This is a genomic window from Natrinema sp. H-ect1, assembly GCF_041821105.1.
GTDB lineage: Archaea > Halobacteriota > Halobacteria > Halobacteriales > Natrialbaceae > Natrinema > Natrinema thermotolerans.
The window spans coordinates 367,623-394,579 of sequence record NZ_JBGUBA010000003.1 but is presented as its reverse complement, the minus strand read 5'-3'; the positions used below and the strand labels follow the sequence as shown (position 1 = coordinate 394,579).

Annotated in this window: 25 protein-coding genes and 1 tRNA gene; 15 read left to right on the top strand and 11 right to left on the bottom strand. The window is 65.9% G+C overall.

The genetic code is table 11. The features are described from left to right. Positions 1 to 430 precede the first annotated feature (430 nt). The 3 genes from ACERIM_RS10285 (at position 431) to ACERIM_RS10275 (ending at position 2,365) form a co-directional block, all read left to right on the top strand. The gene (locus tag ACERIM_RS10285; protein ID WP_006649825.1) at positions 431 to 1,207 is read left to right on the top strand and encodes an IclR family transcriptional regulator; all 777 of its coding nucleotides are present in this window, start codon (positions 431 to 433) and stop codon (positions 1,205 to 1,207) included. 665 nt (positions 1,208 to 1,872) lie between these two features. Then, positions 1,873 to 2,214, top strand: coding sequence for a ferredoxin (locus ACERIM_RS10280; RefSeq protein WP_049965479.1), 342 nt, complete (start codon positions 1,873 to 1,875; stop codon positions 2,212 to 2,214). Positions 2,215 to 2,281: 67 nt separating this feature from the next. Then, positions 2,282 to 2,365 (top strand) — tRNA-Leu (locus tag ACERIM_RS10275). 188 nt (positions 2,366 to 2,553) lie between these two features. Here the strand turns inward: ACERIM_RS10275 and ACERIM_RS10270 are convergent. The 4 genes from ACERIM_RS10270 to ACERIM_RS10255 form a co-directional block, all read right to left on the bottom strand. Next, positions 2,554 to 3,462, bottom strand: coding sequence for a hypothetical protein (locus ACERIM_RS10270; protein ID WP_373632442.1), 909 nt, complete (start codon positions 3,460 to 3,462; stop codon positions 2,554 to 2,556). A 152-nt stretch (positions 3,463 to 3,614) separates the two neighbouring features. Next, a complete protein-coding gene (locus ACERIM_RS10265; protein WP_373632439.1) occupies positions 3,615 to 5,132 on the bottom strand; it encodes an aldehyde dehydrogenase family protein in 1,518 nt (505 codons plus the stop codon). A gap of 63 nt (positions 5,133 to 5,195) precedes the next feature. Then, positions 5,196 to 5,624 carry a hypothetical protein gene (locus tag ACERIM_RS10260; protein ID WP_006649822.1) on the bottom strand — a complete coding sequence of 143 codons (429 nt, stop codon included), beginning with the start codon at positions 5,622 to 5,624 and terminating at the stop codon, positions 5,196 to 5,198. A gap of 47 nt (positions 5,625 to 5,671) precedes the next feature. Continuing rightward, positions 5,672 to 6,328: a DUF5806 family protein gene (locus ACERIM_RS10255; RefSeq protein WP_006649821.1), complete on the bottom strand. Its 657-nt coding sequence runs from the start codon at positions 6,326 to 6,328 to the stop codon at positions 5,672 to 5,674. Positions 6,329 to 6,534: 206 nt separating this feature from the next. On the opposite strand from ACERIM_RS10255, the gene ACERIM_RS10250 reads away from it, so the two are divergent. The 4 genes from ACERIM_RS10250 (at position 6,535) to ACERIM_RS10235 (ending at position 9,395) form a co-directional block, all read left to right on the top strand. Further along, positions 6,535 to 7,671: an acetyl-CoA C-acyltransferase gene (locus ACERIM_RS10250; protein ID WP_373632437.1), complete on the top strand. Its 1,137-nt coding sequence runs from the start codon at positions 6,535 to 6,537 to the stop codon at positions 7,669 to 7,671. 381 nt (positions 7,672 to 8,052) lie between these two features. After that, positions 8,053 to 8,187: a hypothetical protein gene (locus ACERIM_RS10245; RefSeq protein WP_373632435.1), complete on the top strand. Its 135-nt coding sequence runs from the start codon at positions 8,053 to 8,055 to the stop codon at positions 8,185 to 8,187. Between the two features lie 84 nt (positions 8,188 to 8,271). Then, positions 8,272 to 8,589: a hypothetical protein gene (locus ACERIM_RS10240; protein ID WP_049965474.1), complete on the top strand. Its 318-nt coding sequence runs from the start codon at positions 8,272 to 8,274 to the stop codon at positions 8,587 to 8,589. Positions 8,590 to 8,636: 47 nt separating this feature from the next. Beyond that, positions 8,637 to 9,395 (top strand): TraB domain-containing protein, encoded by a 759-nt coding sequence (locus ACERIM_RS10235; protein WP_373632607.1) that lies wholly within the window; start codon positions 8,637 to 8,639, stop codon positions 9,393 to 9,395. Positions 9,396 to 9,440: 45 nt separating this feature from the next. On the opposite strand, the gene ACERIM_RS10230 is transcribed toward ACERIM_RS10235, so the two are convergent. Continuing rightward, positions 9,441 to 11,126, bottom strand: coding sequence for an aldehyde ferredoxin oxidoreductase family protein (locus ACERIM_RS10230; RefSeq protein WP_006649816.1), 1,686 nt, complete (start codon positions 11,124 to 11,126; stop codon positions 9,441 to 9,443). 145 nt (positions 11,127 to 11,271) lie between these two features. Between ACERIM_RS10230 and ACERIM_RS10225 the strand changes: the two genes are divergently transcribed. Together ACERIM_RS10225 and ACERIM_RS10220 are read left to right on the top strand one after the other, a co-directional pair. Beyond that, positions 11,272 to 11,895 carry a DUF2391 family protein gene (locus ACERIM_RS10225; RefSeq protein ID WP_373632433.1) on the top strand — a complete coding sequence of 208 codons (624 nt, stop codon included), beginning with the start codon at positions 11,272 to 11,274 and terminating at the stop codon, positions 11,893 to 11,895. Between the two features lie 51 nt (positions 11,896 to 11,946). Then, entirely contained in the window at positions 11,947 to 12,360 is a 414-nt protein-coding gene (locus ACERIM_RS10220) for an EamA family transporter (RefSeq protein WP_006649814.1), read from the top strand. A 30-nt stretch (positions 12,361 to 12,390) separates the two neighbouring features. On the opposite strand, the gene ACERIM_RS10215 is transcribed toward ACERIM_RS10220, so the two are convergent. The 3 genes from ACERIM_RS10215 to ACERIM_RS10205 form a co-directional block, all read right to left on the bottom strand. After that, positions 12,391 to 14,274, bottom strand: a complete 1,884-nt coding sequence (locus ACERIM_RS10215) for a cation:proton antiporter (RefSeq protein WP_373632430.1) — start codon at positions 14,272 to 14,274, stop codon at positions 12,391 to 12,393. A gap of 187 nt (positions 14,275 to 14,461) precedes the next feature. After that, entirely contained in the window at positions 14,462 to 16,420 is a 1,959-nt protein-coding gene (locus ACERIM_RS10210; RefSeq protein WP_006649812.1) for a long-chain fatty acid--CoA ligase, read from the bottom strand. Between the two features lie 203 nt (positions 16,421 to 16,623). Then, positions 16,624 to 17,544 carry an MBL fold metallo-hydrolase gene (locus ACERIM_RS10205; protein WP_049965467.1) on the bottom strand — a complete coding sequence of 307 codons (921 nt, stop codon included), beginning with the start codon at positions 17,542 to 17,544 and terminating at the stop codon, positions 16,624 to 16,626. 144 nt (positions 17,545 to 17,688) lie between these two features. Here ACERIM_RS10205 and ACERIM_RS10200 point away from each other — a divergent pair, with 144 nt between their 5' ends. Continuing rightward, positions 17,689 to 18,849, top strand: a complete 1,161-nt coding sequence (locus tag ACERIM_RS10200) for an ATP-binding protein (protein WP_373632428.1) — start codon at positions 17,689 to 17,691, stop codon at positions 18,847 to 18,849. Between the two features lie 12 nt (positions 18,850 to 18,861). Here the strand turns inward: ACERIM_RS10200 and ACERIM_RS10195 are convergent, their stop codons facing one another. Next, complete coding sequence (locus ACERIM_RS10195) at positions 18,862 to 19,773, bottom strand: cation diffusion facilitator family transporter (protein ID WP_006649809.1); 912 nt, start codon at positions 19,771 to 19,773, stop codon at positions 18,862 to 18,864. 211 nt (positions 19,774 to 19,984) lie between these two features. Between ACERIM_RS10195 and ACERIM_RS10190 the strand changes: the two genes are divergently transcribed. The 4 genes from ACERIM_RS10190 to ACERIM_RS10175 all read left to right on the top strand — a co-directional run bounded on the left by ACERIM_RS10190 (position 19,985) and on the right by ACERIM_RS10175 (position 22,115). Continuing rightward, the gene (locus ACERIM_RS10190) at positions 19,985 to 20,392 is read left to right on the top strand and encodes a CrcB family protein (RefSeq protein ID WP_373632426.1); all 408 of its coding nucleotides are present in this window, start codon (positions 19,985 to 19,987) and stop codon (positions 20,390 to 20,392) included. Next, on the top strand, positions 20,389 to 20,817 hold the full coding sequence (gene crcB / locus ACERIM_RS10185; RefSeq protein ID WP_373632424.1) for a fluoride efflux transporter CrcB: 429 nt from the start codon (positions 20,389 to 20,391) through the stop codon (positions 20,815 to 20,817). The genes ACERIM_RS10190 and crcB overlap by 4 nt, the downstream gene beginning before the upstream one ends. A gap of 141 nt (positions 20,818 to 20,958) precedes the next feature. Continuing rightward, positions 20,959 to 21,534 carry a magnesium transporter gene (locus tag ACERIM_RS10180; RefSeq protein WP_373632423.1) on the top strand — a complete coding sequence of 192 codons (576 nt, stop codon included), beginning with the start codon at positions 20,959 to 20,961 and terminating at the stop codon, positions 21,532 to 21,534. Further along, positions 21,534 to 22,115, top strand: a complete 582-nt coding sequence (locus tag ACERIM_RS10175; protein ID WP_006649805.1) for a magnesium transporter — start codon at positions 21,534 to 21,536, stop codon at positions 22,113 to 22,115. The genes ACERIM_RS10180 and ACERIM_RS10175 overlap by 1 nt, the downstream gene beginning before the upstream one ends. Before the next feature lie 161 nt (positions 22,116 to 22,276). On the opposite strand, the gene ACERIM_RS10170 is transcribed toward ACERIM_RS10175, so the two are convergent. After that, complete coding sequence (locus ACERIM_RS10170; RefSeq protein WP_373632421.1) at positions 22,277 to 23,485, bottom strand: potassium channel family protein; 1,209 nt, start codon at positions 23,483 to 23,485, stop codon at positions 22,277 to 22,279. A 109-nt stretch (positions 23,486 to 23,594) separates the two neighbouring features. Between ACERIM_RS10170 and serS the strand changes: the two genes are divergently transcribed. Beyond that, entirely contained in the window at positions 23,595 to 24,974 is a 1,380-nt protein-coding gene (gene serS, locus ACERIM_RS10165) for a serine--tRNA ligase (protein ID WP_373632419.1), read from the top strand. 383 nt (positions 24,975 to 25,357) lie between these two features. Here the strand turns inward: serS and ACERIM_RS10160 are convergent, their stop codons facing one another. Then, complete coding sequence (locus ACERIM_RS10160) at positions 25,358 to 26,896, bottom strand: hypothetical protein (RefSeq protein ID WP_373632417.1); 1,539 nt, start codon at positions 26,894 to 26,896, stop codon at positions 25,358 to 25,360. Positions 26,897 to 26,957 lie beyond the last annotated feature (61 nt).

Sequence of the window (26,957 nt, the reverse complement as noted above, 5' to 3'; positions counted from 1 at the left end):
TGTCAGCACTGCGGGTGGACGAACCACTGCGGCGCCGATTAGCGCCGGTCGACCGGATCACCGCCCCGAACCAGTCGTGCGGATCGCCCGCGGTCGCCGACGGCAGCACGTTCCGAAGGTGCGAACACCGGAACACCGAATCCGAGCCGACGAGGGAGATAACGGCCGGAATCGACCGCGCCGATCGAGTTCGCCGTCTTCCGTTCACGCATTCCGAACGGACGGCCACCGACGGGAGTTGGAGCCCGGCACGCCACACCACCGATCGCCTGTGGTACTGTGGCGCATATATAGACGGATAGGGTACTACCCAAATACCGATTTGGCATCGTAAATCATCAAGAAATAAACCGTGAATTCGACGATCCTCCCAGAACACGGTTCACACATTCCGAACCCTTATGCACGGACGACACGACGACTTCGAACGATGACCGACGATCGCCCTCGGCCGGTCAAGACGACGCAAACGTCGCTCGCACTCGTTCGCGCGGTCCGCGAGAGCGACGGTGCCACGCTGAGCGAACTGGCCGACCGCCTCGAGCTGGCGAAAAGCACCGTCCACAACCACCTCCACACGCTGGTCGACGAGGGGTTCCTCGTCCGGGACGGCGACACCTTCCACGTCGGTCTCCAGTTCCTCGCGTTCGGCGAACACGCACGCGGACGAAACCCGCTGTACGCGACGGCGCGCCGGCACGTCTACTCCCTCGCCGAAACGACCGGCCACGAAGCCGACTTCATCGTCGAGGAGAACGGCCGCGCGTACTCTCTCGAGTACGCGATCGGCGAGTCGTCCCGACGGAGTCTGTCCGAATCCAGCCCGTTCCGGGCGGGCAACCGGTTCTACATGCACAACTGCGCCTCCGGAAAGGCCTTGCTGGCGTCGATGTCCGAATCCCGGGTCGGCGAGATTCTCGAGCGCTGGGGGCTGCCGGCGACGACCGACCACACCATCACCGACGAGGCCGAACTGTTCGACGAACTCGAGGCGATCCGCCGTCGCGGATATGCGGTCAACGACGAGGAGTTGATCGACGGCTATCGGTCCATCGGGGCGGCCGTAACCGACCCCAACGGCGAGGTCGTCGGGGCGTTCTCGGTCGGCGGACCGACCTATCGCATGGCGACCGACGAGTCGACGGCCGAGGAGTTGGCACAACTGCTTCGAGACGAAATCGGATCGCTCGAGTCCACGCTGTTCTGACACCCATTACACACATATGTTTGTAATCGGGATCGTGGGTTTCAACGCCGGGTCAGCTGCTCCGTCCCGGTCGATGCGGCGGGGTCACGTCACGGAAACGGAGCCTCTCAGGTGGTAATATATCTATCCGACAACTATACCGAGGCCCGTATACACTATTGCATATTTACCAAACAATAGCTGGCAAAGAAATAGAGACCATAAAACTATTTTGAAACGGCAGACGTACCGACACTCGATAAGCCTTGTCGAGTATATGAGTTCCTCAATTCCTGATTCACTGTATAAACACATCTTTTGGGCAATACTGCCGAAACAAAACGAGGTTCGACACAGTATCCATGCGTTTCACGACTAGGCCAAAGTGTGAACGCACTCAGCAGGTTTTGTAGCAACAGCGATCCTGTCTCCGATATTGTATTGTTCTTTAGAAACAATATTGTCTGTTGTGCAATAACATGATAGTATTGGTACTTCTGGGAGAGACAATCGGCCACCCGATACCGAGAGACGAATCACCAGCCACAGAGCAGCCACGACGACGAGCGGCCGAACCGGTCTCGAATCGAACCCAGCAGTGGCGTCGCTGGTTCACGGCGGGTGGAATCGATACCGTGACTCGCGCCAACCGTAACGCGAAAGGCCGCTCGCTCGAACGGGGACACATGAGCGACGACGACGGTATCCAGCAGGCCAGCGACGTCGGTTCCGGCGACGCACCCCCGGTCGACGAGAAACCCTACAAGATCATCTTCGAGGCCAACAAGTGCTTCGGTGCGGGCAAGTGCGCCGAGGTCAGCGACAACTGGGAGATGTCGATCGCCTCCGGAATGGCCCAGCCCGAGGAGTACTTCATCGCCGAGGACGACCTCGATCACAACGTCCGCGCCGCGGAGGTCTGTCCGGCCAAGAAAGACGACGGCTGCATCCACGTCGTCGACCGCCGGACCGACGAGGAGATCGCGCCCGATCCCCACGGCGACGGCACGTTGAGCGTCGACTGGTAGGCCGACGGCGCGAACGCACACCGAAACGCACATCCCCACCCCGGAACAACCATCGAACGCCTTCTGTGCGAGGGTAGCCAAGCAGGCCAACGGCGGTGGGCTTAAGACCCGCTCTCGTAGGAGTCCTTGGGTTCAAATCCCAACCCTCGCATACCGACTCGAACGACAGTGAGAGTCGTGTCTGCGAGACGCGGGATTCGAATCAGACCGAGGTTCTGCGAATACGCGAGGAGGTTCTCGGGCGTGGTTCAAATCCCAACCCTCGCATGTCGCTGCGAGCAATCCGCGACAGCACAACGACAGCCCTCGAGCCGAAATCCGCGATCCCGATCGACGGGATCAGTCCGACGGCTCGTAGTGTTCCCGATGGACGACCGTCTCGGTATCCCCGCGGACGGCAGTCACGACGATCTGATCGCCGTCGGCGTTGAGCCGAACGTTCGCCCAAGTCCCCGCCCACGACGTCGACGGCTCGGTCTTGTCTTCACCGTAGAACTCGAACGTCGAGTCGGCGATCGTCGATTCGATGCGGATCAGATCGGCCTTGCGGCCGGGCTCGTCGGTAAGGTGGACGCGGGCGTAGTATCCGGTGTCGGAGTCGGAGCCCTCGGGGGCGTTCACCGCGTCGACGCCCCACTCGATCCGCTCGACGACGTCGTCGTCGGTGTCGATGATCTCCGGCTCGAACGCCTCCTCGGGGTCTTCGGGCGTGTCGTCCTCGCTCTCTATCCAGAAGATCTTCCACTCGTCGCCTTCGGTCACGAGCGCGTAGACGCCGGCACTGTCGCCGACGGCCGCATCGTCCAGTTCGGCGCGGACCAGCACGATCTCCGCGTCGTCGATCTCGGCCTCGAGGTCGGACTCCGCGAACCAGAACTCGGCACCCTCCAGTTCGCGGACGTCCGCGACGGAGCCGTCGGCCGTCACGACCTCGGTCTCGAGGGCGTCGAGATCGGCGGAGCCGCTCGATTCGAACTCCCACTCCGGATCAGTGAGCAGCCCCTGTAACGGGCTCGCGCTGTGGACGACCGCGGCCATCGCGTCGGGATCCTCGGCCTGAGCGGCCTCGAGGTAGGTCTCGATGACCTGTTCGTGGTCCGGTTCGCTTTCGGGTTCGGACTCGCCGCCGTCGGGGTCCGGTTCGTCGTCGCCGTCGGATTCGTCGTCGCTCGGACCGTCGCTCAGACAGCCCGCAAGGAGGGACGAGGTGCCGATGCCAGCGGTGACCAGGTAGGTTCGGCGTTCCATGCCTACTAGTTGGTTAATTTATATTGTCATAAGGACCACGCTTCCAACCGGGAGAAGCGAGACGAAGCGGCGAGGGCGGACCCCGATCGAATCGGACACAGCGACGGACCGAGACGGTCGGAACCGCCGTGGATCCGTGGACCAAGTGGCACTCAGAACGGGTACTCGCGAGGCTCGTGCTGGATCGAGATCCACTTCGTCGTCGTCACTTCCTCGAGGATCTGCTCGCCGTTGTACCGGCCCATGCCCGATTGCTTCATCCCGCCGAAGGGGACGTGTGGCTCGTCGTTGACCGGCTGGTCGTTGATGTGGATCATTCCCGTCTCGATCCCGTCCGCGATCCGGCGAGCCCGTTCGATGGTCTCGCTGTGGACCGACCCCGAGAGACCGTGGATCGTGTCGTTGGCCAGTTCGATCGCCTCGTCGTCGCTCGCGTAGGGGATCACGGGCGCGACGGGACCGAAGTGTTCGTTGCAGGCCGCGGCCATGTCGTTGTCGGCGTCGGAGAGGACTGTGGGCTCGACGACGAGTCCGTCGTGGTCGCCGCCGGTCTCGAGGGTCGCGCCCGCGTCGACCGATTCCTCGACGTACTCGAGGATCTGATCGCGCTGACTCTCGTCGATGATGGGACCGATGACGGTGTCGTCGTCGGTCGGATCGCCGGTCGGCAGCGACGCGGCCCGGTCGGCCAGCGCGTCGACGTACTCGTCGTAGACGTCCTCGTGGACCAGGTGGCGGTTGATGGAGATGCAGATCTGGCCCTGGTGCAGAAAGGAACCGAAGACGCCGCCGTCGACGGCCCGCTCGAGGTCGGCGTCGTCGGTGACGACGTGGACGTTGTTCCCGCCGAGTTCCATGGCGGGTAGGGCGCAGTTGCGCGCCGCCGTGGCGGCGACCCCCTGTCCGATCTCGGTCGAGCCGGTGAAGGCGATAGTCCGGGGGATGTCGTGGCCGGCGACCGCGTCGCCGATCTCGGAGCCGCGGCCGGGGACGACGCTGAGGACGCCATCGGGGACGCCCGCGGCCTCGAAGATCCGCGCGAGCAGCAACCCGCCCGTGATCGGCGTGTTCGAGGCGGGTTTGAGGACGACCGAATTCCCGGCAGCGATCGCCGGCGCGACAGCCCGCATCGAGAGATGCAGCGGGAAGTTCCACGGCGAGATGACGCCGACGACGCCGACCGGCACTCGCTCGGCGACGTTTTCCTTGCCCGGCGTGATCGAGTCCGCGTGCTGGCCGTCCATCCGGAACGGGTAACTGGCGGCCTGTTGCATCATCCCCCTCGCAGTCTCCACTTCGGCCTCCGATTTGACCCGCGTACTCCCCGATTCGCGGGCCAGTAGCTCGACGATCTCCTCGCGGTGATCCCCGACGAACTGGATAGCCGCGCTGATCACCCCTGCACGGGCCTGTGGCGGTTGCTGGGCCCACGTCTCCTGTGCCGACGCGGCGGTCTCGTAGGCCCGGTCGACATCGGCGTCGGTCCCCGCCGGGACGGACGCGATCGCTTCGCGCGTGTACGGGTTCTCGACGGTGATCGCGTCGCGATCGCCGTCGTCGTCGGACTGCGTCCGACTGCTCGCGGGACTTCGTCCCGCGCTGTCGGTCCAGTCGCCCGCGAGATAGAGCGATTCCCAGCCGCCGTCGGGTGCCAGTGGAAGGTCCGTCATGCGAGCGACATAGCCCTCGAGCGGGCATAAGTAGCGGACGCGCAAGCGCAACGATCGGCCGCGTCAGGAGAGTCGGCGCGGCAGCAACACTGCAAGCGGGGCGTAAATCGCCAGGCCGATCACGGCCGTCGCGAGGACCCCAAGCAGGACGTTCTCGTTGACGAACCGCCACGCGAGCAACAGGATCCCCGCCGGCGGGAGCGCGAGCCCGGCCGCCGTGCGGTGGAACCGACGGAGCTGGTCGCCGACGGGTTCCGGAGTCGTCTCGATCTCGCTGGAGTCGTCGTCCGCCACGAGGGCGGGAAAAGAAAGGTACGTTCCGAGCCCCATCACGAGCCCGACGAACGCGCCGAAGATCGGTTGGCCGAACAGTACGAGCCCGAGATAGCCAAACACCGGCAACTCGAGGACGCCAATGCCGGCACCGATCAGTCCGGGCGAGCGGTCGCCGTCGTCGGCCGAGCCCGACCGTTCGTCACGAGAGTCGTTCATATCCGTGTCGACTCACTACAGCCATATTACCGTTTTCTGTCACTCGCCTACTCCTCGCTCTCGGCGAGGTCCGCCGCGCGCAACTCTTCGCTGGCCTCGCGGACCTCCCGCATGACCGTCGAGATGCGTTCCTCGGCCTCGAGTTCCTCCTCGACCGAGAGGTCGACGCCTTCGACCTCGAGTAAGAACTTGGCGACCTCGGTGGCCTCGTACATCACGTCGTCGAGTTCCTCGGCGGTGAAGAAGTCACACATCGCGCCGTAGAGGAAGGTCGCGCCGGCGGTTCGGACCTTCTCCTCGAAGGAGGCTCGTGCCTGATTGACCGCCTGCGGGGAGTAGGTGTCGGTCATGAAGGGGACGAGTTCGGGGAGGTTCTCGCCGATCTTGGTCATCTCGACGCCGGTCTCGGTCCGGAAGTCCGAACAGAGCCGCGCGATGGCCCACTCGCGAGCGGTGATGTACGTGCGGTCCCGGAGGAACTCGTTGACCCGGTCGTACTGCGCGCCGTCCATCTTCGTGAACCGGGCATACTTCTGTACGTCCTCGGGGACGTCGTCGTCCTGCGGGTCGGGGTCCGGCACCCCCGGCATCGAGCCGCCGTCGCCGTCCTCGTCTGCCGTCCCAGCGGGTTCGGGTTCGGGATCGCGGTCCGATTCGGCGTCGTCGCCCTCGAACCGAGACGCGTCCAGTCCGTCCTCGTCCATGCCCGCGTATTACCAGCTATCCGAGATAAGGGTTGTTCTCGAGCCGACCGGCTCGAGGGCGGCGCGATCGACCCCCGTCGTCGACCCCGGCGGGCCGTGGGTCGGCGACGACGGGCGGTCGGGGACCGGTTACTCGGCCCGTAAACACTTTTCCCGCCAGCCGGAGTTCGACCGGATTTAAGTCCGTGAGGGGCATGCGGTAGTATATGTCACAGACGCCAGTCGTAGTCAAGGCAGTGCGGACGCCACAGGGGAAAGAAGACGGCGTGTACGCCGACGTTCGCAGCGAGGACCTCTCGGTGCCACTGATCGACGAGATCCTGGCCGAAACCGGCCTCTCCGGTGAGGAAATCGACGATCTGATGTGGGGCTGTGCCCAGCAGCGCGAGGAACAGGACAACAACCTCGCCCGCGTCATCGCCTTGCTCTCCGAACTCGGCGAGTCGGTGCCGGCGACGACGATCAACCGCTGGTGTGCCTCCTCGATGCAGTCGGTCATCTCCGCCTCCGACGCCATCGCGGCCGGCAACCGAGACGCCATCATCGCCGGCGGCGTCGAGAGCATGAGCCGCGTCGCGATGGGCGAGAGCTACGGCCACATCCACCCGAAGATCTCCGAACTGTACGACCTCGGGGATCTGCAGATGGGGATGACCGCCGAGAAAGTCGCCGAGGAGTACGGCGTCAGTCGCGAGGAACAGGACGAGTACGCCGCCCGTAGCCAGCAGCGAGCCACCGAGGCGACCGAGGAAGGCCGCTTCGACGACGAGATCGTCCCGATCGAAACCGAGGACGGCACCGTCGAGGAAGACGAGGGCATCCGACCGGGCACGACCACGGAGACGCTCGCCGAACTCCCCACCGTGTTCAAGGAGGACGGCACCGTCACGCCCGGCAACGCCTCCCAGATCTCCGACGGCGCGGCCGCCCTGCTGGTCACCAGCAAGGACTTCGCCGAGGAACACGACCTCGAGATCATGGCCGAGGTCGGCCGGAACAACGTCGCCGGCGTCGACCCGACCGTCATGGGGATCGGCCCGGTCCCGGCCACGAAGGGCCTGCTCGAGCGCAACGGCCGCGACATCGACGAGTACGACCTCGTGGAACTCAACGAGGCCTTCGCGAGCCAGTCGCTGTACTCGCGGGACGAACTCGGCATCGACCCCGACATCTTCAACGTCAACGGCGGAGCGATCGCGCTGGGTCACCCGCTGGGTGCCTCGGGCGCGCGTCTGCCCGTGACGCTGATCCACGAACTCCAGAAGCGCGGCGGTGGCCTCGGGCTGGCGACGCTGTGTGTCGGCTTCGGTCAGGGTGCGGCGATCGAATTCGACGTTAACTAAGCAGCGGGGACTGGACTTTTTGGTCCAGATTTTGCGAGGACGACGTAGGAGCGTCGTCCGAGACAAAAGGTGGTCGCGTCAGGGTGCGGCGATCGAATTCGACGTGAACTGAGCGCGGTTCGGAGGCCAGCGGCCGAGAACCGCGGATCGCGAGCGGGGAACGCGGTGACCCGCGAGCGGCGGAAACTGGACTTTTTGGTCCGGATTTTGCGAGGACAACGCGGGAGCGTCGCCTGAGACAAAAAGTACTGTTGCTCCGATAGGATATTCACGCTCGAGTTGTTTCGGTCACATATGAGCGGTGTGAAACGTCTCTATGATCGCACCGATACGTGGCTCCGAGGACTCTCTCGCGGACCGTACGCGGCCGTGTTGGGGCTAATGACCGGTATCGGCGTCCTCGCAGCCGGGTACCTGTTGAGTCGAGACCTCCTCCTCCTTCGAGCGCTCACGATGGCGCTTGTCATGTTCGGTCTGGAGTACGCGTTCGGACGTTTCGGGGCCAACGAGAGCTAACAGCACCCCGTCCTCTCACTGCCACCGTCCTCGAGTCCCGTCAGGTGGCGGGTCGTTTAGTAGTCTCGAGTCCGTAGGCCGCGTATGCGCATCGGCCTCCTCGCGATCATCGTCGGCATCCCGCTGGCCTGGCATCTCGGGCTCACCGCGGTCGCCTACTGGGACGCCGGTCGGGTGGGCCTCGAGCCCCAGTGGAAGTGGGCGGCGATCACCTTCTGTATCCCGCTGATCGGGTTTTTCATCTACATCTTCGAGCGCAGCGAACTCTCCTACGACCCCGAGAGCGACCCCTATCGGGGACACAACGTCAACATCCACCCCTCGCGCGCCGACGACACGTCGCTGCCGTCACGCGGTGACGACCGCCTCGAGCCGGAACTCGAGGAAACCGACGACGAGTAGCGGACGGGGTCGTGGCTTCAAGCCGCTGGCCGGTGAACCCACAGGGGATGCCCGACCACGGCACAGTCACCCTCGTCCCCAGCGTCCACTTCTCGCCGAGCCACTGCCGGCGGGTCCGCGAACGGATCCGTGCGGTCGAGCCGGACCTCGTGGCCGTCGAACTCGACGAGTCGCGCTTCGAGCGCCTCGAGGCCGATAGCGGGCCGGCTCTCACCGAACTGAGCCGCGAACTGTCGCCGCCGGCCGCGGCTGCCTACAGCGCGGTGCGTGCGTTCCAGCGGACGGTCGTTCGCCTCGCCGGACTCGATCCCGACTACACCGACATGGAGGCCGCCATCGAGACGGCCGCCGAGTGCGACCTCGACGTCGCGCTGATCGACGATCCGGTGGCGGAGACCCTGCGGGAACTCGCCCGTCGCGTCGGGCCGTTGACGATCCCTCGAAGTATGCTCCGTGCGCAGTCGATGGGACCGGACGCGTACGTCGACCAGTTGGCGCTGCTCGAGCAGCCCGTCGCGGAGATCTCACACGGCGACGACGTCCAGCCGGCGATCGACCACCTACGGCGGCTGTTCCCCGAGGTGGCGGCGGTACTGATCGACCGCCGGGATCGGTCGATGGCGCGGCGACTGCACGCGCTCCGTCGTGAGGGCTACGACGTCGTCGCGGTCGTCGGCGCGGGCCACCACAACGGGGTCGAGCGGCGGCTCGCGACGCTCGAGGGCGAGCGCAACGCCGCCGAGCGGACCGAGTCGGTCCCGATCAGAACGCCCGCACGGACGGTAACGCGAATTCCGATCGAGTGAGCGGGCTCGAGTCGCTCGCGCCGACCGGGGCAAATCGGGTCGCGATCAGTCGTCGGCCGGTGCCGCGCTTCCCCCGCCGACTTTCGTGTCGGGGACGGTGCCGTCGTCGTTCCAGCCGCGCTCGGCGTAGTACTCCTCGAGGCCCTGCTCGAAGTCGGGCAGCTCGTAGGGCAGCCGGTCGTCGCCGCGGTCGAAGCCGCGCTGGTTGTTGAAGTGCCGTTCCATGGCGACGACTTCGCCACCGAGGGCGAGCAGGTCGTCGTAGTCGGCATCGAGCAGCGTCTCGATGCGTTCCTCGGTCAGGAAGTCCCGGGAGAACTTACAGAAGATCGCGCTGTCCTTGACAGCGTTTAGGTTCTCGAGTTCGACGAGCTTGGGCGGCTTGCCCTCGAGACCCTCCTTCTGGAACGCGTCTTCCTCGCCGACTAGCGGGTACTCGTAGGGGTAGAACTCGGCGTACATGTGGTCGGCACCGCGGTTCGAGGTAGCGAAGGCCAGCCCCTGTCCGTTCAGGGTGCGGCCGTCGTGGGCGGCAAATTCCATGCCCTTGACCGACCAGTTCTCGACGCCGAGGTCCTCGTGGATCCGGTCGACGCCCTCCGCGAGCGTATCGCCGACGCCCTCGCGGTGGGCGATCTGCTCGACGAGGTCGTGGATGAGATCGACGTTGCCGAACTCGTCTTCGCTCTTGAGGTAGGCCGCGATGGTGTCGCCCGTCGAAATGGTGTCGAGCCCGTAGACGTCACACAGCTTGTTCGATTGCATCACGTCGACGATGTCGTCGACGCCCGAGTTCGAGCCGAAGGCCATCAGCGTCTCGAACTCAGGGCCTTCCGTCTCGAGGCCGGACTCCTCGTCCCGGGTCGGCAGCTTGCAGGCGAAGGCACACGACGAGCAGGTGCCTTTCTTGTACTTCTTCTCCTCGACGCGGTCGCCGCTGATCCCGTCGATCCCCTCGAAGGACAGGTCCTCGAAGTAGTAACTCGAGAGGGCCTCGACCATGTTGGCGTACTCGGCGACCGAGGTGGTCCCCTGTGCCTTCATCGGGTGGTCGGCCTGCGCGGCCTCGCCGTGGATCTCCATCTGGACGGCCGGGATCTCGACCTCGCGGGTCGAGTCGCCGTCGAAGGTGATCGCCTTGACGTTTTTCGCGCCCAGCACCGCGCCGAGACCGCCGCGGCCGAAGGCCCGTTCTTCCGAGGTCATGACCGAGGCAAAGCGGACCTCGTTCTCGCCGGCCGGCCCGATAACGGCGGTGTGTTCCGGCCCGAGATCGTGTTCGTCCTCGAGGTACTCGCAGGTCTCGGGCACGGTCGCCCCCTCGAGGTCGGGGACGGCCTCGAACTCGACGCCGTCGTCGGTGACGTGGACGACGACGAGGTCGTCGCTCGCGCCGGTAATCTCGACGGCACTGTAGCCGGTCCCCGTAAAGTTCCGCGAGACGAACCCGCCGGCGTTCGAGGAGAGCAGCCCGTCGGTCAGCGGCGAGACGGTCGTCGCCGACGTCCGCCCGGTGAAGCTCATCGTCGAGTGCTGAAGCGGCCCCGTCGCGAAGAACAGGCGGTTGTCGGCTCCGAGCGGATCGACATCGAACGGGATCCGCTCGTGGGCGAGTTTCGTCCCGAGCGCCCGACCGCCGACATAGGACTCGAGGACGTCGTCGATGTCTTCGGTCTCGACGGTTCGGTCCCCGACATCGATCGAACACAGCGGTCCCCGTGAGTGTTTCATAGTACCACAGTGGTGGACACGGCCGCAAAACGGTATCGGTTTTTCGGGCGGGATTCGACGCTGAGCCGTTCGGGCGGCGGCTGCGATCGGGCCGGCGGATCCCGAGTCGGCCCGGATTTATCCACTCGCAACGTCTGGTCCCGGTATGTCCCAGCCGGACGAGTCGCTCGAGGGCGCGACCATCGACGACGTTTACGAGCAACTCGAGACGCTCGAGGAGACGGTCGACACGGCCGACGAGCGGACGGAGGTGCGGCGGACGATGCGGCTACTGGGCCGGCTCTCGCACAATGCGGCGGTCGGGAACGTCATCACCCGGTTCACCTACAAGGACAAGGCCGAAGCGTTCGTCGGCAGCGTCGTCATCGGGCTCCCGATGCTGGTCGAGGACGGCGTCTTCAGTATCGGCGCGTTCCTCGCGACCCATCCGGCGCTGCTGGCGGCGAACCTCTTGTTTACGGTCGGGCTCGTCGTCGGCATCCTCTACGTCGCCGACTTCAGGGAGGTGCAGATCCACGACCCCTACTTCGGCCTCGTGCCGCGTCGCCCGGTCTGGGTCCTGCTCATCGCGTTCGCGACCGCGGCCGGGCTCATGACGTTGTGGGGGCGGGTCGCGTGGGACGAGCCGTGGGTCAATCTCTGTCAGGTCTCGGTCGTCTTCACCGCGATGGCGCTTGGCGGCTCGCTGGGCGATATCCTCCCCGGCGAAGCCGAGCATCGGCCGACCGACGCCCCCGATCGTCACGGGGACGATCGCGACGACGCGTAAGACAGTCGGCGCGAACGCAACGTTTTTCCGAATCACGGCGAAGCCGGCCGCATGGTCAGTACGTCGATCCTGTTCGCACTGGGCGCGTTGCTCCTCTATGGCGGCTGGGCGGTGGCCGGCGGCGTCGCGACCCGCTCGCTCTCGCCGGTCAACGCCGTGTTCCTCTCCTACGTCGCGAGCCTCGTCATCGCCGGCGGCTACGTCCTCTCGCTTCGCCGTCCCGTCTCCGGCACCCGCGTCGACGTCGCCGCCGCCCTCGTCTCCGGCGCGTTCCTCGCGGCCGCCTCCATCTGCTTCTACGCCGGCCTCGCCCGGGGCAACATGGCGATCGTCTCCGCGATCGCGGCGCTCTACTTCGTGATCCCGGCCATCGTCGGCGTCTTCTACTTCGGGGCACAGCTCAGCGCGACGAACGTCGCGGGACTTGTCCTCGCGGTCGTCGCCGTCGGCCTCGTCGCGACCTGATCAGTCAGTCCGTCCGCGAGAAGCCGAGTGTTAGACCGGTTTGCCACACTGGTTGATCGCCTCCTGAACGGCCTCCGTGCGGCCGATGAGCGTGATATGATCCCCCGCCTGCAGTTCGACGTCGGGGGTCGGCACTTCGCTGGTCCCGTTCCGGCTCACGAGTGCGATGAGAACGCCGTTCGGGAGTTCGCCCCCGACGTCGACGATCCGCTGCCCGACGAGATCCTCGTCGGTGATCTCGATCTCTTGTACGTCGCCGGAGCGACCGAGTTCGGACATCCAGTCCGAGAGCGCGGGCCGCTCGATCCGATTGTCGATCGCCCACGCGGTCGACTCGGCCGCCGAGATCGTCTGGACGCCGAGGTCCTCGAACGCCGACGCGTTCGACGGGTTGTTCGCCCGAGCGATCACGTTCTCGACGTCGAAGTTCGATTTCGCGAGCTGGGCCACGAGGAGGTTCACGTCGTCGTCGCCGGACGCCGCGACGACGGTCTTGGCGTTCTCCACGCCCGCCTCGCGTAACACCTCGGTGTCGGTGCCGTCGCCTTCGCGGGCGGTGAACCCGTCGTTGCGAAGCTCCTCGAGGACCGTCTTGTCCGCCTCGATCAGGACCACGTTTTCGCCGCGCGCTTCGAGTCGTTCTGCCAGCGAGCGACCGACGCGGCCGCCGCCGATGATGAGTACACGCATGGGTATCACGTCGAGTGTCTCCGCGATCTGCCGGGCCAGGCCGCCCTCGAGGACGACCGTCACGAGGATGACGAGAAAGACCGTCCCGACGAGCAGGTCCGCACCGGCCGGGTTGGTCGGCGCTGCGCCGGTCTGGAGTCGGATCGCGAACAGCGTCGCGACCGAGGCCGGAATGATCCCCCGCGGCCCGACGGCGCTCATAAAGAGCCGCTCTCTGAACGTAAACCGGCCACCCCGTGTCGAGAGAAAGACCAGAAACGGCCGCAAGACGAGCATGACAGCCACCACGACCGCCACGCCGCCGAGCCCGAGCGCGAACAGTTGGTCGAACTCGAGCAGTGCCGCGAGGGTGATGAAGACGAAGGAGAGAACGAGCAGGGTGATATCGCCCTTGAACGCCTCGATCTCCTCCTCGTAGGGGAGGTTGGCGTTGCCCAGGATCAGGCCGGCCGTCGCCGCGGCCGCGACGCCCGCCTCGGCGAAAACGTAATCGGCCGTCCCGAAGGCGACGATCGCCCCCGCTAACGTCAGCAATCGTGCGTTCCGCGGCGCATCGTCGGGCGAAATGTCGACGTACTGCAACACCGCCCAGACGACCGCAGCGACGACGACGCCGACGAGCAGGCCCGTTCCGAGCCGCTCGGCGAACAGTTGCAGGTAGACGTCCGCGTGGGCCTCTCTGACGGTCATCGACTTGAACAGCACGACCGCGAGGATCGCCGCCGTCACGTCGTTGACGATCCCCTCCGTCTCGAGGGTCGCTGCGACCCGGTCACGGACGGGGACGACCTTCAGGATCGGCGTGACGACCGTCGGTCCCGTCGCGACCAAGAGTGCGCCGATCAACAGCGCGATGTCCCAGTTCGCCCCGAGGAAAAAGCGGACTGCGCCGGCGGTTCCCAGAAAGGCGATCGCCGCACCGACCGTCGTCAATCGGATCACGGCTGCCGGCGCTTCCCGTATCTTCTCGGCCTTGAGGTGGAACGCACCCTCGAAGACGATGATGGCTACCGAGAGCCCGACGATCGTCGAGAGTCCGCTCTCGCCGAAGGAATCGATGGTCAATACGCCGAGCCCCTCCGGACCGATCGCGACCCCCGCGGTGATGAGAAAGAGAACACTCGGCACCCGAAACCGTGCCGACAACAACTGTGAGAGGACACCGAGTCCGACGATCATGGCGACCAGTATCAGAAGGTCGCCACTGGCCTCTGCACCCGTCATTGTCGGACCCGGCGCTCCATACCCGATCGCCGTCCCGGTGCGACTCGTCCGTCCATTCGGTTGGAAGGAATCAGTCCATGCGGTTAACTCCTGTGAGAAATCCGTACGAATGGCCGAGGGTAACTGCTGCCGCGTCGATCGCGGCCGAGCGGGATCGAACGCGTCGGCCGTCGGCAAGCCGGACCGATCAGGCGTCCTCGTAGATCCGGTCGACCCGATCCTCGAACCGCTCGAGGATGACCCGTCGCTTCTTTTTCATCGTCGGGGTGAGCATGTCGTTTTCCTCGGTGAACTCCTGGGGAACGAGTTCGAACTGCTTGATCGTCTCGTGTTTCTCGAAGTTCTCGTTGACGCGATCGACCTCTTCCTGAATGTGATCGCGGACGCGCTCGTCGTCACACATCGCCTGCGGGTCGTCGGGCAGGTCGATCCCCTCCGCGTCGGCCCACTCGCGGACGTGGTTCGTGTTCGGTACCAGCAGGGCACCGATGAACTTCTCGCCGTCACCGACGACCATCGCCTGCTCGACGACCTCGCTGGCCGCGAAGGCGTCCTCGAGCGGGCCGGGCGCGACGTTTTTCCCCGTCGAAAGGACGATGATCTGCTTGACGCGATCGCGGAACTCGAGGTAGCCGTCGGGGCGGACGTGGATGATGTCGCCGGTACGGAACCAGCGCGTGCCGTCGTCGTCCTCGGTGAACGCGCCCTCGGTCGCACCGGGCTTGTTCCAGTAGCCCTGCGTGACGTTGGGGCCGTTGACGAGGAGTTCGCCGACCTCGCCGGCGTCGTCCGTGAAGGCGTCCTGATCGGCGATGGCCTCGTCGACTTTCACCTCGACGTTGGACAGCGTCGGCCCGATGGTCCCGATCTTCGCGCCCTCGGGCGGGTTCGTCGCGACGATGGGCGAGGTCTCGGTCAGCCCGTACCCCTCGAAGATCGGCAGCCCCATCGCGTGATAGAGCCGACACAGCTCCGGCGAGAGGCTCCCGCCGCCGCTGATCAGGATCTCGATGTTGCCGCCGAGCGCTTCCCGAACCGTCGAGAAGACGAGTTTGTCGGCCAGGGCTTGCTTGGCCTTCAGGATCGCGCCCGGCGACTCCGCCTGCTGGTACGCGACGCCGACGTCGGTCGCCCACTCGAAGATCCGCCGGGAGACGCTCGAGCCGCTGGCCTCCTCGCGGATGCCGTCGTAGATCTTCTCGTAGACGCGGGGAACGCTCGTGGCCGTCGTCGGTTGGACGGTGCTGAAGTCCTCCTGGAGCGTGTCCGGGCTCTCCGCGTAGGCGATACAGGTGCCGCCGGCAAACAGGGCGAAGTGGCCTGCAGTCCGCTCGAAGACGTGAGCCAGCGGCAGATACGACATCGCTACCGACTCCTCGTCGAGGACGGGGACGTCGTCGTCCTTGTCCGGCCGCGGACCGAACCGCTTCCGGGAGCCGTTGACGTTCGATCGGAAGTTCCAGTGGGTCAGCTGGACGCCCTTTGGCTTGCCCGTCGTCCCGCTTGTGTAGATCAGGCTCGCCAGATCGTCGAGATCGATCCCATCGATGCGCTCCTGGTAGGTCTCGAGGTCGAAGGCGTCCTCACCGCGGTCGTAGACCTCGCCAAGCGTCAGCACGTCGTCGCGATCGTCGTAGCCGTCGACCTCGTCGATGGTGACGATGAACTCGAGGTCGAGTTCGTCCTCGACCGCGAGGACGTTCTCGAGCAGGTCCGCGTTCTCGACGACGACGCCGTCGGCGTCGGGGTCGTCGAGCAGGTACGCGACCTGGTCGGGCGAGGAACTCGTATAGACCGTCGTGACGGCCGCGCCAGCAGACAGCAGGGCGAAGTCGGTCTGGGCCCACTCCATGCGCGTGTTCGAGAAGATACCGACCCGATCGCCCGTTTCGACCCCCAGTTCGCGAAAGCCGGCCGAGAGGTTGCGAACGATGTCGCGCATCTCGGCATAGGAGAGGGTCCGGAACTCGCCGGGCGTCGCGGCGGGGACGACGTCGTCCGTCAGCGACCGATCGTAGATACCGCCCTTGTACTGTTGGGCTGGACGGTTCGTGTACCGCTCGGCCGCGTCCTCGAACATGCGTGCGAGATTCGTCTCGCCGATGACCTCGTCCTCGTACTCTCGTTCCGCGTCCCGCCAGTTCATATGTGTGTGAGAGTTGCTCCCGTGCGATAAAACGTGATGAAACTTGTTTCATCTATCACTACGTTTATCGCTCGTCGCTGCCGTACGGGAGAGAACCCGCGAGCGCCCCGAAACCGGGCGCTCAACCGAAAAGATCCGAGCGCTGGTTTCGAAATCGGCTCCGAGCGATGAAACCGAGTCGCCATGGCGGCGACGCTACCCGGTCACTCCCGGTGGTCGAGATAGCCCAACACGCCACGCGTGTTCAGTTTCGCCTCCTCGCTGGCTTTCTCCCTGCCCCAGACGTCGGCCAGCTCGGCCTCGTCGGCGAAGTACTCCAGCACCGCCTCGTCGTCGGCGAGTTCGCGGCGTTTGTCGGCGACCAGGTCGACCCACTCCTCGAGGACGGTCGCGTATTCGTCGAGAGCCCGTTCGGCGTCGTCGCCGACGAATCGAGGGCCGAAATGCGGGTACAGGAGGACGGCTGGGTCGAGGGCTTGCAGCATTTCGACGTCCGCGAGACACTGCTCGAGGTCGAAGTTCGAGGGCGGCGAGGTCGGCCTGATCCGTTCGACGTCGGGGACCCAGATGCCGGCGGCGTCGGCGACGAAGACCGCGTCGTTTGCGGGATCTTCGTAGACGACCTGATGGGGGGCGTGGCCGGGTGCCGCGTGGACTCGCAGTTCGTGTGTCCCGAGATCGATATGGTCCCCGTCCTCGATCGCGACGATCCGGTCCTCGGGGACGGGTTCGGGTTCGACGTAGTGGTCCCACTGGTCGCCGACGGCCGCCTTCGTCCCCGCGACCAGTCGGGAGGGGTCGGCGATGTGATCGGCCCCCAGCGAGGGGACGTAGACGTCGGCGTTCGGACAGTCGGCGGCGAGAAAGCCGGCCCCGCCGGCGTGATCGAGGTGGACGTGTGTCAGCGCGATGACCGCGAGGTCCTCGCGGTCGATGCCGACCTCGGCGAGCGCCTCCCGAAGCAGGTCGTAGTTCGTACCGATGCCCGTATCGACGACGGCCGGGCGGTCATCGTCGAGGATGTAAACGGCACCGTAGCCGCTGGTTTCGTACATTCCCGTATCGAGGTAGTAGCAGTCCGAACAGTCGCCGGCGGTGACCTCGCGGACGTCTCCGATTGCCATATCGAAACGCCGTCATGGGACCCGATAAAAGCTCGCGTCGCGGCGACCCCGGGCCCAGAGCCGGTACAGATTTCACACCTCGCTCTCATGGACAGTGTAAATGACCCGCATCGTCCGCGAATCGCCACCGTCATCGGGGCCGATATGAGCCACGATACGCCGGCTTCGAGCCGACTCATCGGCACCCCGCTGTGGCTCGAGCGGTCGTCGCTGCCCTGGCTCGTCACCGCGTTCGGCGGGCTCTCGATCGCCGGCCTCGTCGGCTGGTGGCTCGCCTTCGCGGACACGATCGGGGCCACCGCCTACCTGACCACCCTGCTCTCGATCGGCGTCCCCGCCGTCGGACTGGGTTGGGGCGGCCACCGGCTCACGGAAAGCGACATCGATGAGAGCCGGTACGGCCGAGTATGCAAGTGGTGTTTCGGCGGTGCGGTCGCCTTTCTGGCGGTCAACATGCTATCGATCGTCTTCTTTCCCGCCGACTCGGTGGCCGCCAACACCACCTGGGCCCACTTCGCGCTCAACACGGGCGCTGTCGGCGGGTTCGCCGTCGGTTACGTCGAAGCGCGGGCCATCCAGCGGGAGGTCGAAGCGACGGCCGCCACGGTCCGCGCCCGGCAACTCGAGGACGAACGGGAGCTGCTGGCGTACCTGAACGACCTGTTGCGACACGAGGTCCTCAACTCCTCCCAGATCATCGGGGGGCATGCGACGCTCCTGCAGGCGGAGTGTGACCGCGAGGCGGTCCGCGACCGCCTCGAGACGATCGAACGCGAGAGTGACGATCTCGTCGGCGTCATCGAGGACGTTCGGGCGATGCTGGACGCGAATCGGGGGCCACAGAGCGGGACCGCGGTCGATCTCGTCGCGGTACTCGAGGCTCAACTCCTCGAGTATCGCACCCGGTTCGACGACGTCGACATCGAGGCCGACCTGCCGGAAACTGCCCACGTCAGCGCTAACGAAGGCGTCAAGTGGATCTTCGCGAACCTCCTCGAGAACGCGATCGAACACAACGAGGGGCGGGCCCGCGTTCGGGTCACCGCCGAGCGGGGGCCGGAAACCGTCGTCGTCAGGGTCGCCGACGACGGCCCGGGAATTGCCGAGGCCGACAGGGAAACGCTGTTCGAACGCAGATCGACCAACCACGGGCTCGGGCTCTACCTCTCGCGGATCCTCGCGAACAGGTACGGGGGCGGCGTCGAACTCGTCGAGACCGGCCCGGACGGCAGCGTCTTCGGGGTGACCTTACAGCGCGCGGCGTCCACCGACGCGGACGTCGATGCGGCCGAGCGTTCGCAGTGAGGCGACTGCCCGTCACCGCTCGGCCGACTCCTTCCACTCGCCGATCCCCGATGGATCGAGGTGGACGTGTGCGTCACCGACGTCCTCAAGGCCCCGGAGGCGATCGACCAACGCCGACTCGATGTCGTGGGCCTCCCGGAACGGCATGTCACCGTCGACCTCGACGTGGACCTCGACCTCGAGGACGGTACCGTCGTAGAAGACCGTCAGGTCGTGGACGCCCTCGACGGCCGGGTGGCGACGGAGGGCCCCAGTGATCTCCCCCCGTTTCTCGGGCCCGGGAGCAGCACCGATGAGGTAGTCGACGTTTTCCCGGCCGATCTCGACGCCCTGATAGACGACGAGCAGGCTGACGAGGCCGCCGGCGATCGGGTCGAGGATCGGGTAGTTCACCAGCACGCCGAGGACGCCGACGATGGCGGCGATCGACGTGTAGATGTCGTTCAGACAGTCCTTCGCGAGCGCGGCGAGTGCGGTCGACTGGAGACGGTCGTTGATCCGGACGGTGTAGCGATAGACCAGGTACATATCGCCGATCGAGAAGCCAAGCGCCGCGAGCAACAGGACGCTGAACTCGATATCGGGGCCTGCCAGGAGACCCTCGACCGACCGGTAGAGCAGGTTCAGCCCGAGCAGTGCGATCATCGCCCCGACGAAAAGCGCCGTCAGCGGTTCGATCCGGTCGTGCCCGTGTGGATGCGTCGTGTCGGGTTCGTCGAATGAACTCCGCCCCCAGACGAGGACGACGACGCTGGCGACCAGATCCGCCAGCGAGTGGGCCGCGTCGGCGAGCAGGGCAACGCTGCCGAAGGCAAGCCCCGCGCTTCCCTCGGCGACGATCTTCACGACGTTACCGAGGACGTTCGCCCACGACGCTCGCGCGAACGCCGACCGACCACCGTCCGCGGGGACGTCTTCGGCCATGGCTCGGTTTAGAGCGAGTCTAACCTTGGGTCTTTCCCTCCTCGCTCGTCGCGGCGTGACGGTGTTCGCAACGTTCATTTCGTGCCTGGACGAACCGCGTCGTATCCGGGCGATGGGGCCCGCCTGACCCAACTGCCGACTGTCGCTCCTGGGCCGTGACACTCCCGCGTCGTGGGCGCCGGTCGGCTGACGGTCCCTGCCACCACCAGCCATGGCAGACTCACATCCCCTCGTTCGACTCGAGACGGTCGCACTGATCGCTATCGGCGGGTTCGCCGGCTCGAACCTCCGGCTCTTCGCGATGGGTGTGGTCCCGGATACGGCGTCGATCGTCCTCGTCAACGCGGTCGCCAGTGCCGTCCTCGCCGTCGTCGTCTACGAGGCCGAGGCCGCCGGCCGGCTGTCGTCGCGGGCGCGACTCGTCTTTACGACCGGATTCCTCTCCTCGCTGTCGACCTACAGTACGTTCGCGCTGCAGGCCGCGCTCGCGTCGACGCCGCTTGCCCTGCTGGGCATCGTCGCCGCCAACTACGGTTTCGGACTTGCCGGGGTACTCGCGGGTCGTGCGCTCGCGCGTCGCCTCGGCGGTCCCCGACCCGCCGGTGGTGAGACGGCGTGAGCCCGGCACTGCTGAGCGCCCCGCTGCTCAAGGCGCTCGCCAGCGCGACCGTCACCGTCGACCCCGAGCCGGCCCACGTCGTCGGCACCGGCGGCGCGATCGGGGCGGTCTGTCGGTACCTGGTCGGCCACTGGGCCTCGAGTCGCCTCGAGAGCGGGCGGCTCCCGCTGGCGACGTTCGTCGTCAACGTTCTCGGGAGCTTCGCCCTCGGGCTCGTCGTCTTCGCAGGCGCGAGCGAGTCGACGCTACGACTCGTCGCGACCGGGTTCTGTGGCTCGTTCACGACGTTTTCCTCGTTTTCCGTCGAGACCGTTCGACTGTACGAGGACGGCGACCGCGCCCTCGCGATCGGCAACGCCGCGGCCAGTCTCGCCGGGTCGCTCGCCGCGATCGGCCTCGCGTGGGGACTCGTCGCCGCCCTCTGAGGCCCGGCTCCGGGCACCACGCCGGCCCGGTCGAAACACGTTAGCGATCCCCCAGGTGCGGTACCTATCCCCATGGTTTCGCGCGATCCGCTCGGGTTCGACCCGTGGTAGGTATATGTCCGGCCTGCGTTAGACGACGCTATGGCGGCTCGCCAAGACGCGTGGCGCATCTACCGCGAGTCACTGCCGATCCTCGTGGTCAGCCTCGCCGGCGGGGTTTTCGCCGGCTCAGTCCTCGGCTCGGAGGGGATGACCGCGGGATTCGAGCGGTTCCCCGGCCTCCTGTTGCTCCTGCCCGCATTCCTCGCGACTCGGGGGAACGTCTACGGGGCACTCGGCGCGCGCATCTCGAGTGGCCTCCATCAGGGGATGATCGATCCGGAGTTCTCGTGGGACCGGCGACTCGTCAACGCCGTCGCGGCCTCCTTTATCAACGGGATCGGCATCTCGGTGTTCATCGCCGTCCTCTCGTGGGGAATTCTCCAGTTGCTGGGTCGCGACTCCGCGCGGCTGATCGAACTCATCGGTATCATGCTGGTCTCGGGCGTGTTGACCTCGTTCACGCTGATCTTCGGCATGCTGGCGCTGGTGTTTGCCAGCTACGAGTACGGGCTCGATCCCGACAACCTGATCGGGCCGATCGTCACCACACTCGGCGATATCTTCGGCGTCGTCTTCCTGTTCGTCGCGATCACCGTCGTCGGGGTGATCTTCTGATGGGCGCGACCGATCCCGACGAGTCGGTCAACACCTGGTCGGTCCGGAGCATCGTCGCCACGATGTTTCCCATCCTGATCGCACTCTCGATCCTCGAGATGGGGTCGGGCTACGTCCTCGAGGAACTCGAGGCAACCTACCTGGCAAATCCCACGCTGCTCGTCCTGGTGCCCGTGATGATCGGTATGGGCGGCAACCTCGGCGCGATCCTCTCCTCGCGGCTCTCGACGCGGCTCCACCTGGGCCTGCTCGAGTTCGACCCCCGCGACGAGGTGCTGTGGACGAACGTGTTGGCGATACTCGGGCTCGCGGCGACGATCTTTACCGCGCTGGGGATCGTCGCCTGGCTCGTCGGCCAGTTCATCGCCGAACCGATGGCGCTCGTTGACCTCATGGTCATCTCGGTCGTCAGCGGGATGGTGCTGGCCGGGCTGGCGATCGTCCTCAGCGTCCTCGCGACCTACGTCTCCTACAAACAGGGGCTGGACCCCGACGACACGACGATCCCGGTCGTCACGAACGTCTGTGACATCCTCGGCGTGATCGTCCTCTCGGGGGTTGCGATCGTCGTCCTGAACTGAGACCGTCCCGAACGGAACTCGAGGCTCGAACGCCGGACTGGCGTCTCACCGGTCACAGCCGACTCGAGAAAGGACCGTTTTCCCGTCGTATCTTCACCTTGTGACCAGAACTACTTAAAGGGCGAGCGACCCGGTGGGCCCCGAACCCGCCCTCCGCGTGGCTACGCGGACGCGAGATCCCGGAAGGCGGCGGCGGCCGTCCGGGTCCCTTTCGCGATCAATACGTCGCCGCCGCGCAGTTCGGCATCGGCGTCGGCCACCAGCAGCCAGCCCTCGTCCGGCCGGCGGATGGCGATTACCGACATCGTCGAGTCGGCGTCGGGAACGCCCTCGGTCACCGCAGTCCCGTCGAGTTCGCTGCCCCGTTCGACCGGGATGCGGGCGATGATCTCGTCGCTCTCCTGGACCGCCAACTGGACGACCGGATGGACGTCGATATCGCGCAGGACGCCCTCGCTGATCTCGATCGCGGTGTCGCTGATCCGCTCGGTGCTGCTGCCCAGTTGGATCAGTCCGCGCAACACGACCGGATCCGTCGCGTCCGCGGCCGCCCGCAACGTCCAGGCCTCGAACCGCGACTGCATCGCGTCGACCTCGACCTCCAAGTTGCGGACCTCCTCGGCGAGTTCCTCGCTGTCGAACAGCACGCTGCTGTAGGCCAGATCGACCGCCAGCTCCGAGAAGTCCTTCATGTGGATGATCGTGTCCACCGCCCGCTCGAGATCGTCGATGTCGGGGCTCTCGACCGTGGGCGCTTCGTAGGCCTCCCCGGTCAGGGTCTCACAGACATCGCCGATCGCCGCGTCGGGCCCCCGGAGAAAGGCGACGTCGTCGGCCTCGATCCGCGTCGTCGGCCCCGGGTTGAGTAGCCACTCGCTGCCCCGCCGGAGCGCGATGGCTCGGACGCCGGTCTCGGACTCGAGGTCGATGTCCTGCAGCGTCCGGCCGGCGTATGGGGAGTCGGCCGCGACGACCCCCCGGAGCAGGGCTTCCGCGGCGTCGGGCAGGGCCGCCCGCATCGCTTCGGGCAGCCCCATATCCTCGAGGACGATCTTCGCGATGTCGCCGGCGGCATCGCTGATCTCGTCGGCAGCCCCGACGATGCCAAGCACCGGCGCGAGCTGTTCGGCGTCGGCCGGTTTCCGGGCGGCCATCAGCAGGCTCATCCGCGCGCGCATCTCGAGGACGTCCATTCGCTCCTCGAGTCGGAGGACCTCCGTCGCGAGTTCCTCGCTGCGATGGAGGACCGCCGAGTACGAGAGGTCGATCAACAGCTCCGCGGTGTCTTTCATCTCGACGAGTACGTCCTTGACACTGACCGGCTCGTACTCGATCGATGCCGACGATGTCTCGCCCTCGAGCGGATCCATACCTCGAGAGTCCGCCCGCCGACGAAAAAAGCGTTTCCCGCCGATCCCGCGGCCGACCGCGAGCCAGCCTTCCGACACGGTTTTGCCCGGGCACAGAGAACGCACGAGCATGCTCGACCGGACCGATCTACGCGAGAACCCAGACGAGGTGCGCTCGGCCCTCGATGACCGCGGGGCCGACGTCGATATCGACGAGTTACTCGAACTCGACGAGCGCTGGCGGGAGCTGAAAGCCCGCGGCGACGACCTGCGCCACGAGCGCAACCAGATCACCAAGAAGATCGGACAGCTCGTCGCCGACGGCGAGGACGAGAAACGGGAGGAGGCCATCGAGCGCTCCCAGGACCTCAAAGCCGAGATCGAGGACGTCGAGGACGAGGCCATCGAACTGCAGGACGAACTCCAGGAGCGGCTGCTCGAGGTCCCCCAGCTCCCCGACGAGAGCGTGCCGCTGGGCGTCGACGAGCGCCACAACGTCGAGGATCGCCGCTGGGGCTTCGACGAGGACCACGACCTCCCCGACGAGGTCACCCCCCACTACGAACTCGGCGAGGAACTCGACATCATCGACGAGGAACGGGCCGCCAAGACGACCGGTGCCGGCTTCTACTTCCTCAAAGGCGAGGGCGCACAGCTGGAACACGCCCTGATCCAATTCATGATGGACGTCCACCGCAAGCAGGGCTACGTCGACGTCTTCCCGCCGGTCCCGGTCAAGAGTTCGTCGATGCAGGGAACCGGCCAGTTGCCGAAGTTCGCCGACGACGCCTACCGGCTGGGCGGCAGCAACGACGAGGAGTACGACCACGACGACCTCTGGCTCTGTCCCACGGCAGAGGTCCCGGTCACCAACATGTACGCCGACGAGATCCTGCTGGACGACGACCTCCCGCTGAAACACCAGGCCTACACCCCGAACTTCCGGCGTGAAGCCGGCGAACACGGCACCGAAACCCGGGGCATCGTCCGCGTCCACCAGTTCAACAAGGTCGAACTCGTCAACTTCGTCGAACCCGAGGACAGCTACGACCGCCTCGAGGACCTGCTCGACGAGGCCGAGGAGGTCCTCCGTCGGCTCGACCTGCCCTACCGCATCCTCGAACTCTGTACCGGCGATCTCACGTTCGCCTCCGCCAAGACCTACGACATCGAGGTCTGGGCCCCCGGCGACGACATGGACGACGGCCCCGAGGAAGGCGGGCGCTGGCTCGAAGTCTCGAGCGCATCGAACTTCGAGGACTTCCAGGCCCGGCGTGCCGGCCTGCGCTACCGACCCGAGCGCCACGAGTCGGCCGAGTACCTGCATACCCTGAACGCGTCGGGACTCGCGATCCCGCGGGTGATGGTGGCCATCCTCGAGTACTACCAGAACGAGGACGGCACGGTCACGATCCCCGAACCCTTGCGGCCGTACATGGGCGGCAAAGAGGTCATCGAAGGCCACGAGAAGGTCGGCGAGTCGGCGCTGGGTGCAGGCGAACGCGAGTAGCGCGCTCCCGCCGGTCTCCCTTGTCCGGAATCACCTATAGTAGCTCTTGAAACGATTTACACACCGATCGCAACGTTGTCCTGCGATCGGGTGTGCATTGACTTTCAAGAGCTACTATAGCCCGTCAGAACGGTGATCTCGGGTCCGGAGTCGATACGTCTGGGGCGGGATATGCTGACCAGTGGAGGTGAGAAATACTGTGCGATCGGATCCTCGTCGACGACTGGGTCGTCCGTTGCTGACTCGACGGGTAGGGGTGCCGACGGCGGACGATCGCCGCGAACGCGCGCCGGCGGCCAGTTCGGGGGATCACCGCGACGGAATCACCGTCGATGGCCGGGTTACTGCCCCCGGGTCAGTCGCCCGCACCGATACTAACGGCGTTACTGGCTGGCCAAGTTCCGGATGTCCTCGACGGCGTCGGCCGCGTTGTTCAGCGCGTCCGCGATCGGCGGCAGCGTAGCGTCTTCGGCGGCTGCACGGGCCTCCTCGACGGTACTCACGTCGTACTCGACGCCGGCCTGGGCCTCGATCTCGGCCGTGACCTGCGTGAAGATCTCCTCGGCGAGGGCGTCGATCGTCTCGGCATCGGCGCTGTCGATCGTCCCGACCGGCTCGACGTTCTCGAGTTGTGCGTTGATGTCCTCGACGATCGAGTTGATCTCTGCGACCGTTTCGCTATCGCCGTCCTCACCGTCGCCGTCGTCACCGTCGCCGCCGTCGTCGATGGTGTAGTCGGCGATAGTCGCGATCTCCTCGACGGCGTCGGCCGCGTTGTTCAGCGCGTCCGCGATCGGCGGCAACGAGGCCTCCTCGGCCGCTTCTCGTGCCTCCGCGGGCGTACTCACGTCGTACTCGACACCGGCCTGGGCTTCGATCTCGGCCGTGACCTGCGTGAAGATCTCCTCGATGAGCGCGCCGATCGTCTCGTCGTCGGTGTCCTCGATCGTCCCGACCGGCTCGACGTTCTCGAGTTGTGCGTTGATGTCCTCGACGATCGAGTTGATCTCCGCGACCGGATCGTCGTCGCCACCGTCGTCATCACCGTCGTCGATGGTGTAGTCGGCGATAGCCGCGATCTCCTCGACGGCATCGGCCGCGTTGTTCAGCGCGTCCGCGATCGGCGGCAACGAGGCCTCCTCGGCCGCTTCCCGTGCCTCCGCGGGCGTACTCACGTCGTACTCGACGCCGGCCTGCGCTTCGATCTCGGCCGTGACCTGCGTGAAGATCTCCTCGATGAGCGCGCCGATCGTCTCGTCGTCGGTGTCCTCGATCGTCCCAACCGGCTCGACGTTTGCGAGTTGCGCGTTGATGTCCTCGATGATGGCGTTGATCTCCGCGACGGGGCCGTCATCGCCGGGACCTTCGTCCTCTTCTTCCGTGACGACCTCGCCGTCGGCTTCGCCGCCGATACCGGCGTCTGCAGCCGCGTTGCGCATGACGACGTTCAGGTCCGTCTCGCTCGAGCCGCTGACGTCGTTGACGCTAACCACGAGGCGGAGGGCGACGTTCTTTTCAGTCACACTGCCGTCTTCTGCCGCTCGGAAATCCGATGCGGAGAGACCGTCGTGATCGAGGACGCTCCCCGAAAGGTCCTCTCCGAGGGAAACGTCCGACTGGCTGGTGCCGCTGACCGAAGTCGTCGCCTCGTCGATCGTCGCCGCGTTGCCACCGTGGACTACCTGGAGTTCGACCGTCGCTTCCCCTGGGTTCTCGTCCAGTCCTTCGTACTGGAAGACGACGTTGGTCGCACCTGCACGGATGTCCGAGAGGGACCCGTCGTCACTTTCCCCGCTGATGCTAGTTCCGGTGAACCGATAGTCGCCGATTTCTGCTGCTGCTGAACCCGAAAGCACTACTGCAGTGCCGATAGCTGCCGTGCCGATACCGCCTGTACTCGCGATGAACTTGCGTCGATTCATTGTTGCTCTCTGACGCCGTACGACGCCCGGCGCTGGCGGACTCACAGCATTGCCACTCGTC

What these genes read in the sequence shown, in the direction of transcription:
- ACERIM_RS10285 (WP_006649825.1), top strand. Translation starts at nt 431, where the DNA reads ATGACCGACGATCGCCCTCGGCCGGTCAAGACGACGCAAACGTCGCTC.
- ACERIM_RS10280 (WP_049965479.1), top strand. Translation starts at nt 1,873, where the DNA reads ATGAGCGACGACGACGGTATCCAGCAGGCCAGCGACGTCGGTTCCGGC.
- ACERIM_RS10270 (WP_373632442.1), bottom strand. Translation starts at nt 3,462, where the DNA reads ATGGAACGCCGAACCTACCTGGTCACCGCTGGCATCGGCACCTCGTCC.
- ACERIM_RS10265 (WP_373632439.1), bottom strand. Translation starts at nt 5,132, where the DNA reads ATGACGGACCTTCCACTGGCACCCGACGGCGGCTGGGAATCGCTCTAT.
- ACERIM_RS10260 (WP_006649822.1), bottom strand. Translation starts at nt 5,624, where the DNA reads ATGAACGACTCTCGTGACGAACGGTCGGGCTCGGCCGACGACGGCGAC.
- ACERIM_RS10255 (WP_006649821.1), bottom strand. Translation starts at nt 6,328, where the DNA reads ATGGACGAGGACGGACTGGACGCGTCTCGGTTCGAGGGCGACGACGCC.
- ACERIM_RS10250 (WP_373632437.1), top strand. Translation starts at nt 6,535, where the DNA reads ATGTCACAGACGCCAGTCGTAGTCAAGGCAGTGCGGACGCCACAGGGG.
- ACERIM_RS10245 (WP_373632435.1), top strand. Translation starts at nt 8,053, where the DNA reads ATGACCGGTATCGGCGTCCTCGCAGCCGGGTACCTGTTGAGTCGAGAC.
- ACERIM_RS10240 (WP_049965474.1), top strand. Translation starts at nt 8,272, where the DNA reads ATGCGCATCGGCCTCCTCGCGATCATCGTCGGCATCCCGCTGGCCTGG.
- ACERIM_RS10235 (WP_373632607.1), top strand. Translation starts at nt 8,637, where the DNA reads ATGCCCGACCACGGCACAGTCACCCTCGTCCCCAGCGTCCACTTCTCG.
- ACERIM_RS10230 (WP_006649816.1), bottom strand. Translation starts at nt 11,126, where the DNA reads ATGAAACACTCACGGGGACCGCTGTGTTCGATCGATGTCGGGGACCGA.
- ACERIM_RS10225 (WP_373632433.1), top strand. Translation starts at nt 11,272, where the DNA reads ATGTCCCAGCCGGACGAGTCGCTCGAGGGCGCGACCATCGACGACGTT.
- ACERIM_RS10220 (WP_006649814.1), top strand. Translation starts at nt 11,947, where the DNA reads ATGGTCAGTACGTCGATCCTGTTCGCACTGGGCGCGTTGCTCCTCTAT.
- ACERIM_RS10215 (WP_373632430.1), bottom strand. Translation starts at nt 14,274, where the DNA reads ATGACGGGTGCAGAGGCCAGTGGCGACCTTCTGATACTGGTCGCCATG.
- ACERIM_RS10210 (WP_006649812.1), bottom strand. Translation starts at nt 16,420, where the DNA reads ATGAACTGGCGGGACGCGGAACGAGAGTACGAGGACGAGGTCATCGGC.
- ACERIM_RS10205 (WP_049965467.1), bottom strand. Translation starts at nt 17,544, where the DNA reads ATGGCAATCGGAGACGTCCGCGAGGTCACCGCCGGCGACTGTTCGGAC.
- ACERIM_RS10200 (WP_373632428.1), top strand. Translation starts at nt 17,689, where the DNA reads ATGAGCCACGATACGCCGGCTTCGAGCCGACTCATCGGCACCCCGCTG.
- ACERIM_RS10195 (WP_006649809.1), bottom strand. Translation starts at nt 19,773, where the DNA reads ATGGCCGAAGACGTCCCCGCGGACGGTGGTCGGTCGGCGTTCGCGCGA.
- ACERIM_RS10190 (WP_373632426.1), top strand. Translation starts at nt 19,985, where the DNA reads ATGGCAGACTCACATCCCCTCGTTCGACTCGAGACGGTCGCACTGATC.
- ACERIM_RS10180 (WP_373632423.1), top strand. Translation starts at nt 20,959, where the DNA reads ATGGCGGCTCGCCAAGACGCGTGGCGCATCTACCGCGAGTCACTGCCG.
- ACERIM_RS10175 (WP_006649805.1), top strand. Translation starts at nt 21,534, where the DNA reads ATGGGCGCGACCGATCCCGACGAGTCGGTCAACACCTGGTCGGTCCGG.
- ACERIM_RS10170 (WP_373632421.1), bottom strand. Translation starts at nt 23,485, where the DNA reads ATGGATCCGCTCGAGGGCGAGACATCGTCGGCATCGATCGAGTACGAG.
- serS (WP_373632419.1), top strand. Translation starts at nt 23,595, where the DNA reads ATGCTCGACCGGACCGATCTACGCGAGAACCCAGACGAGGTGCGCTCG.
- ACERIM_RS10160 (WP_373632417.1), bottom strand. Translation starts at nt 26,896, where the DNA reads ATGAATCGACGCAAGTTCATCGCGAGTACAGGCGGTATCGGCACGGCA.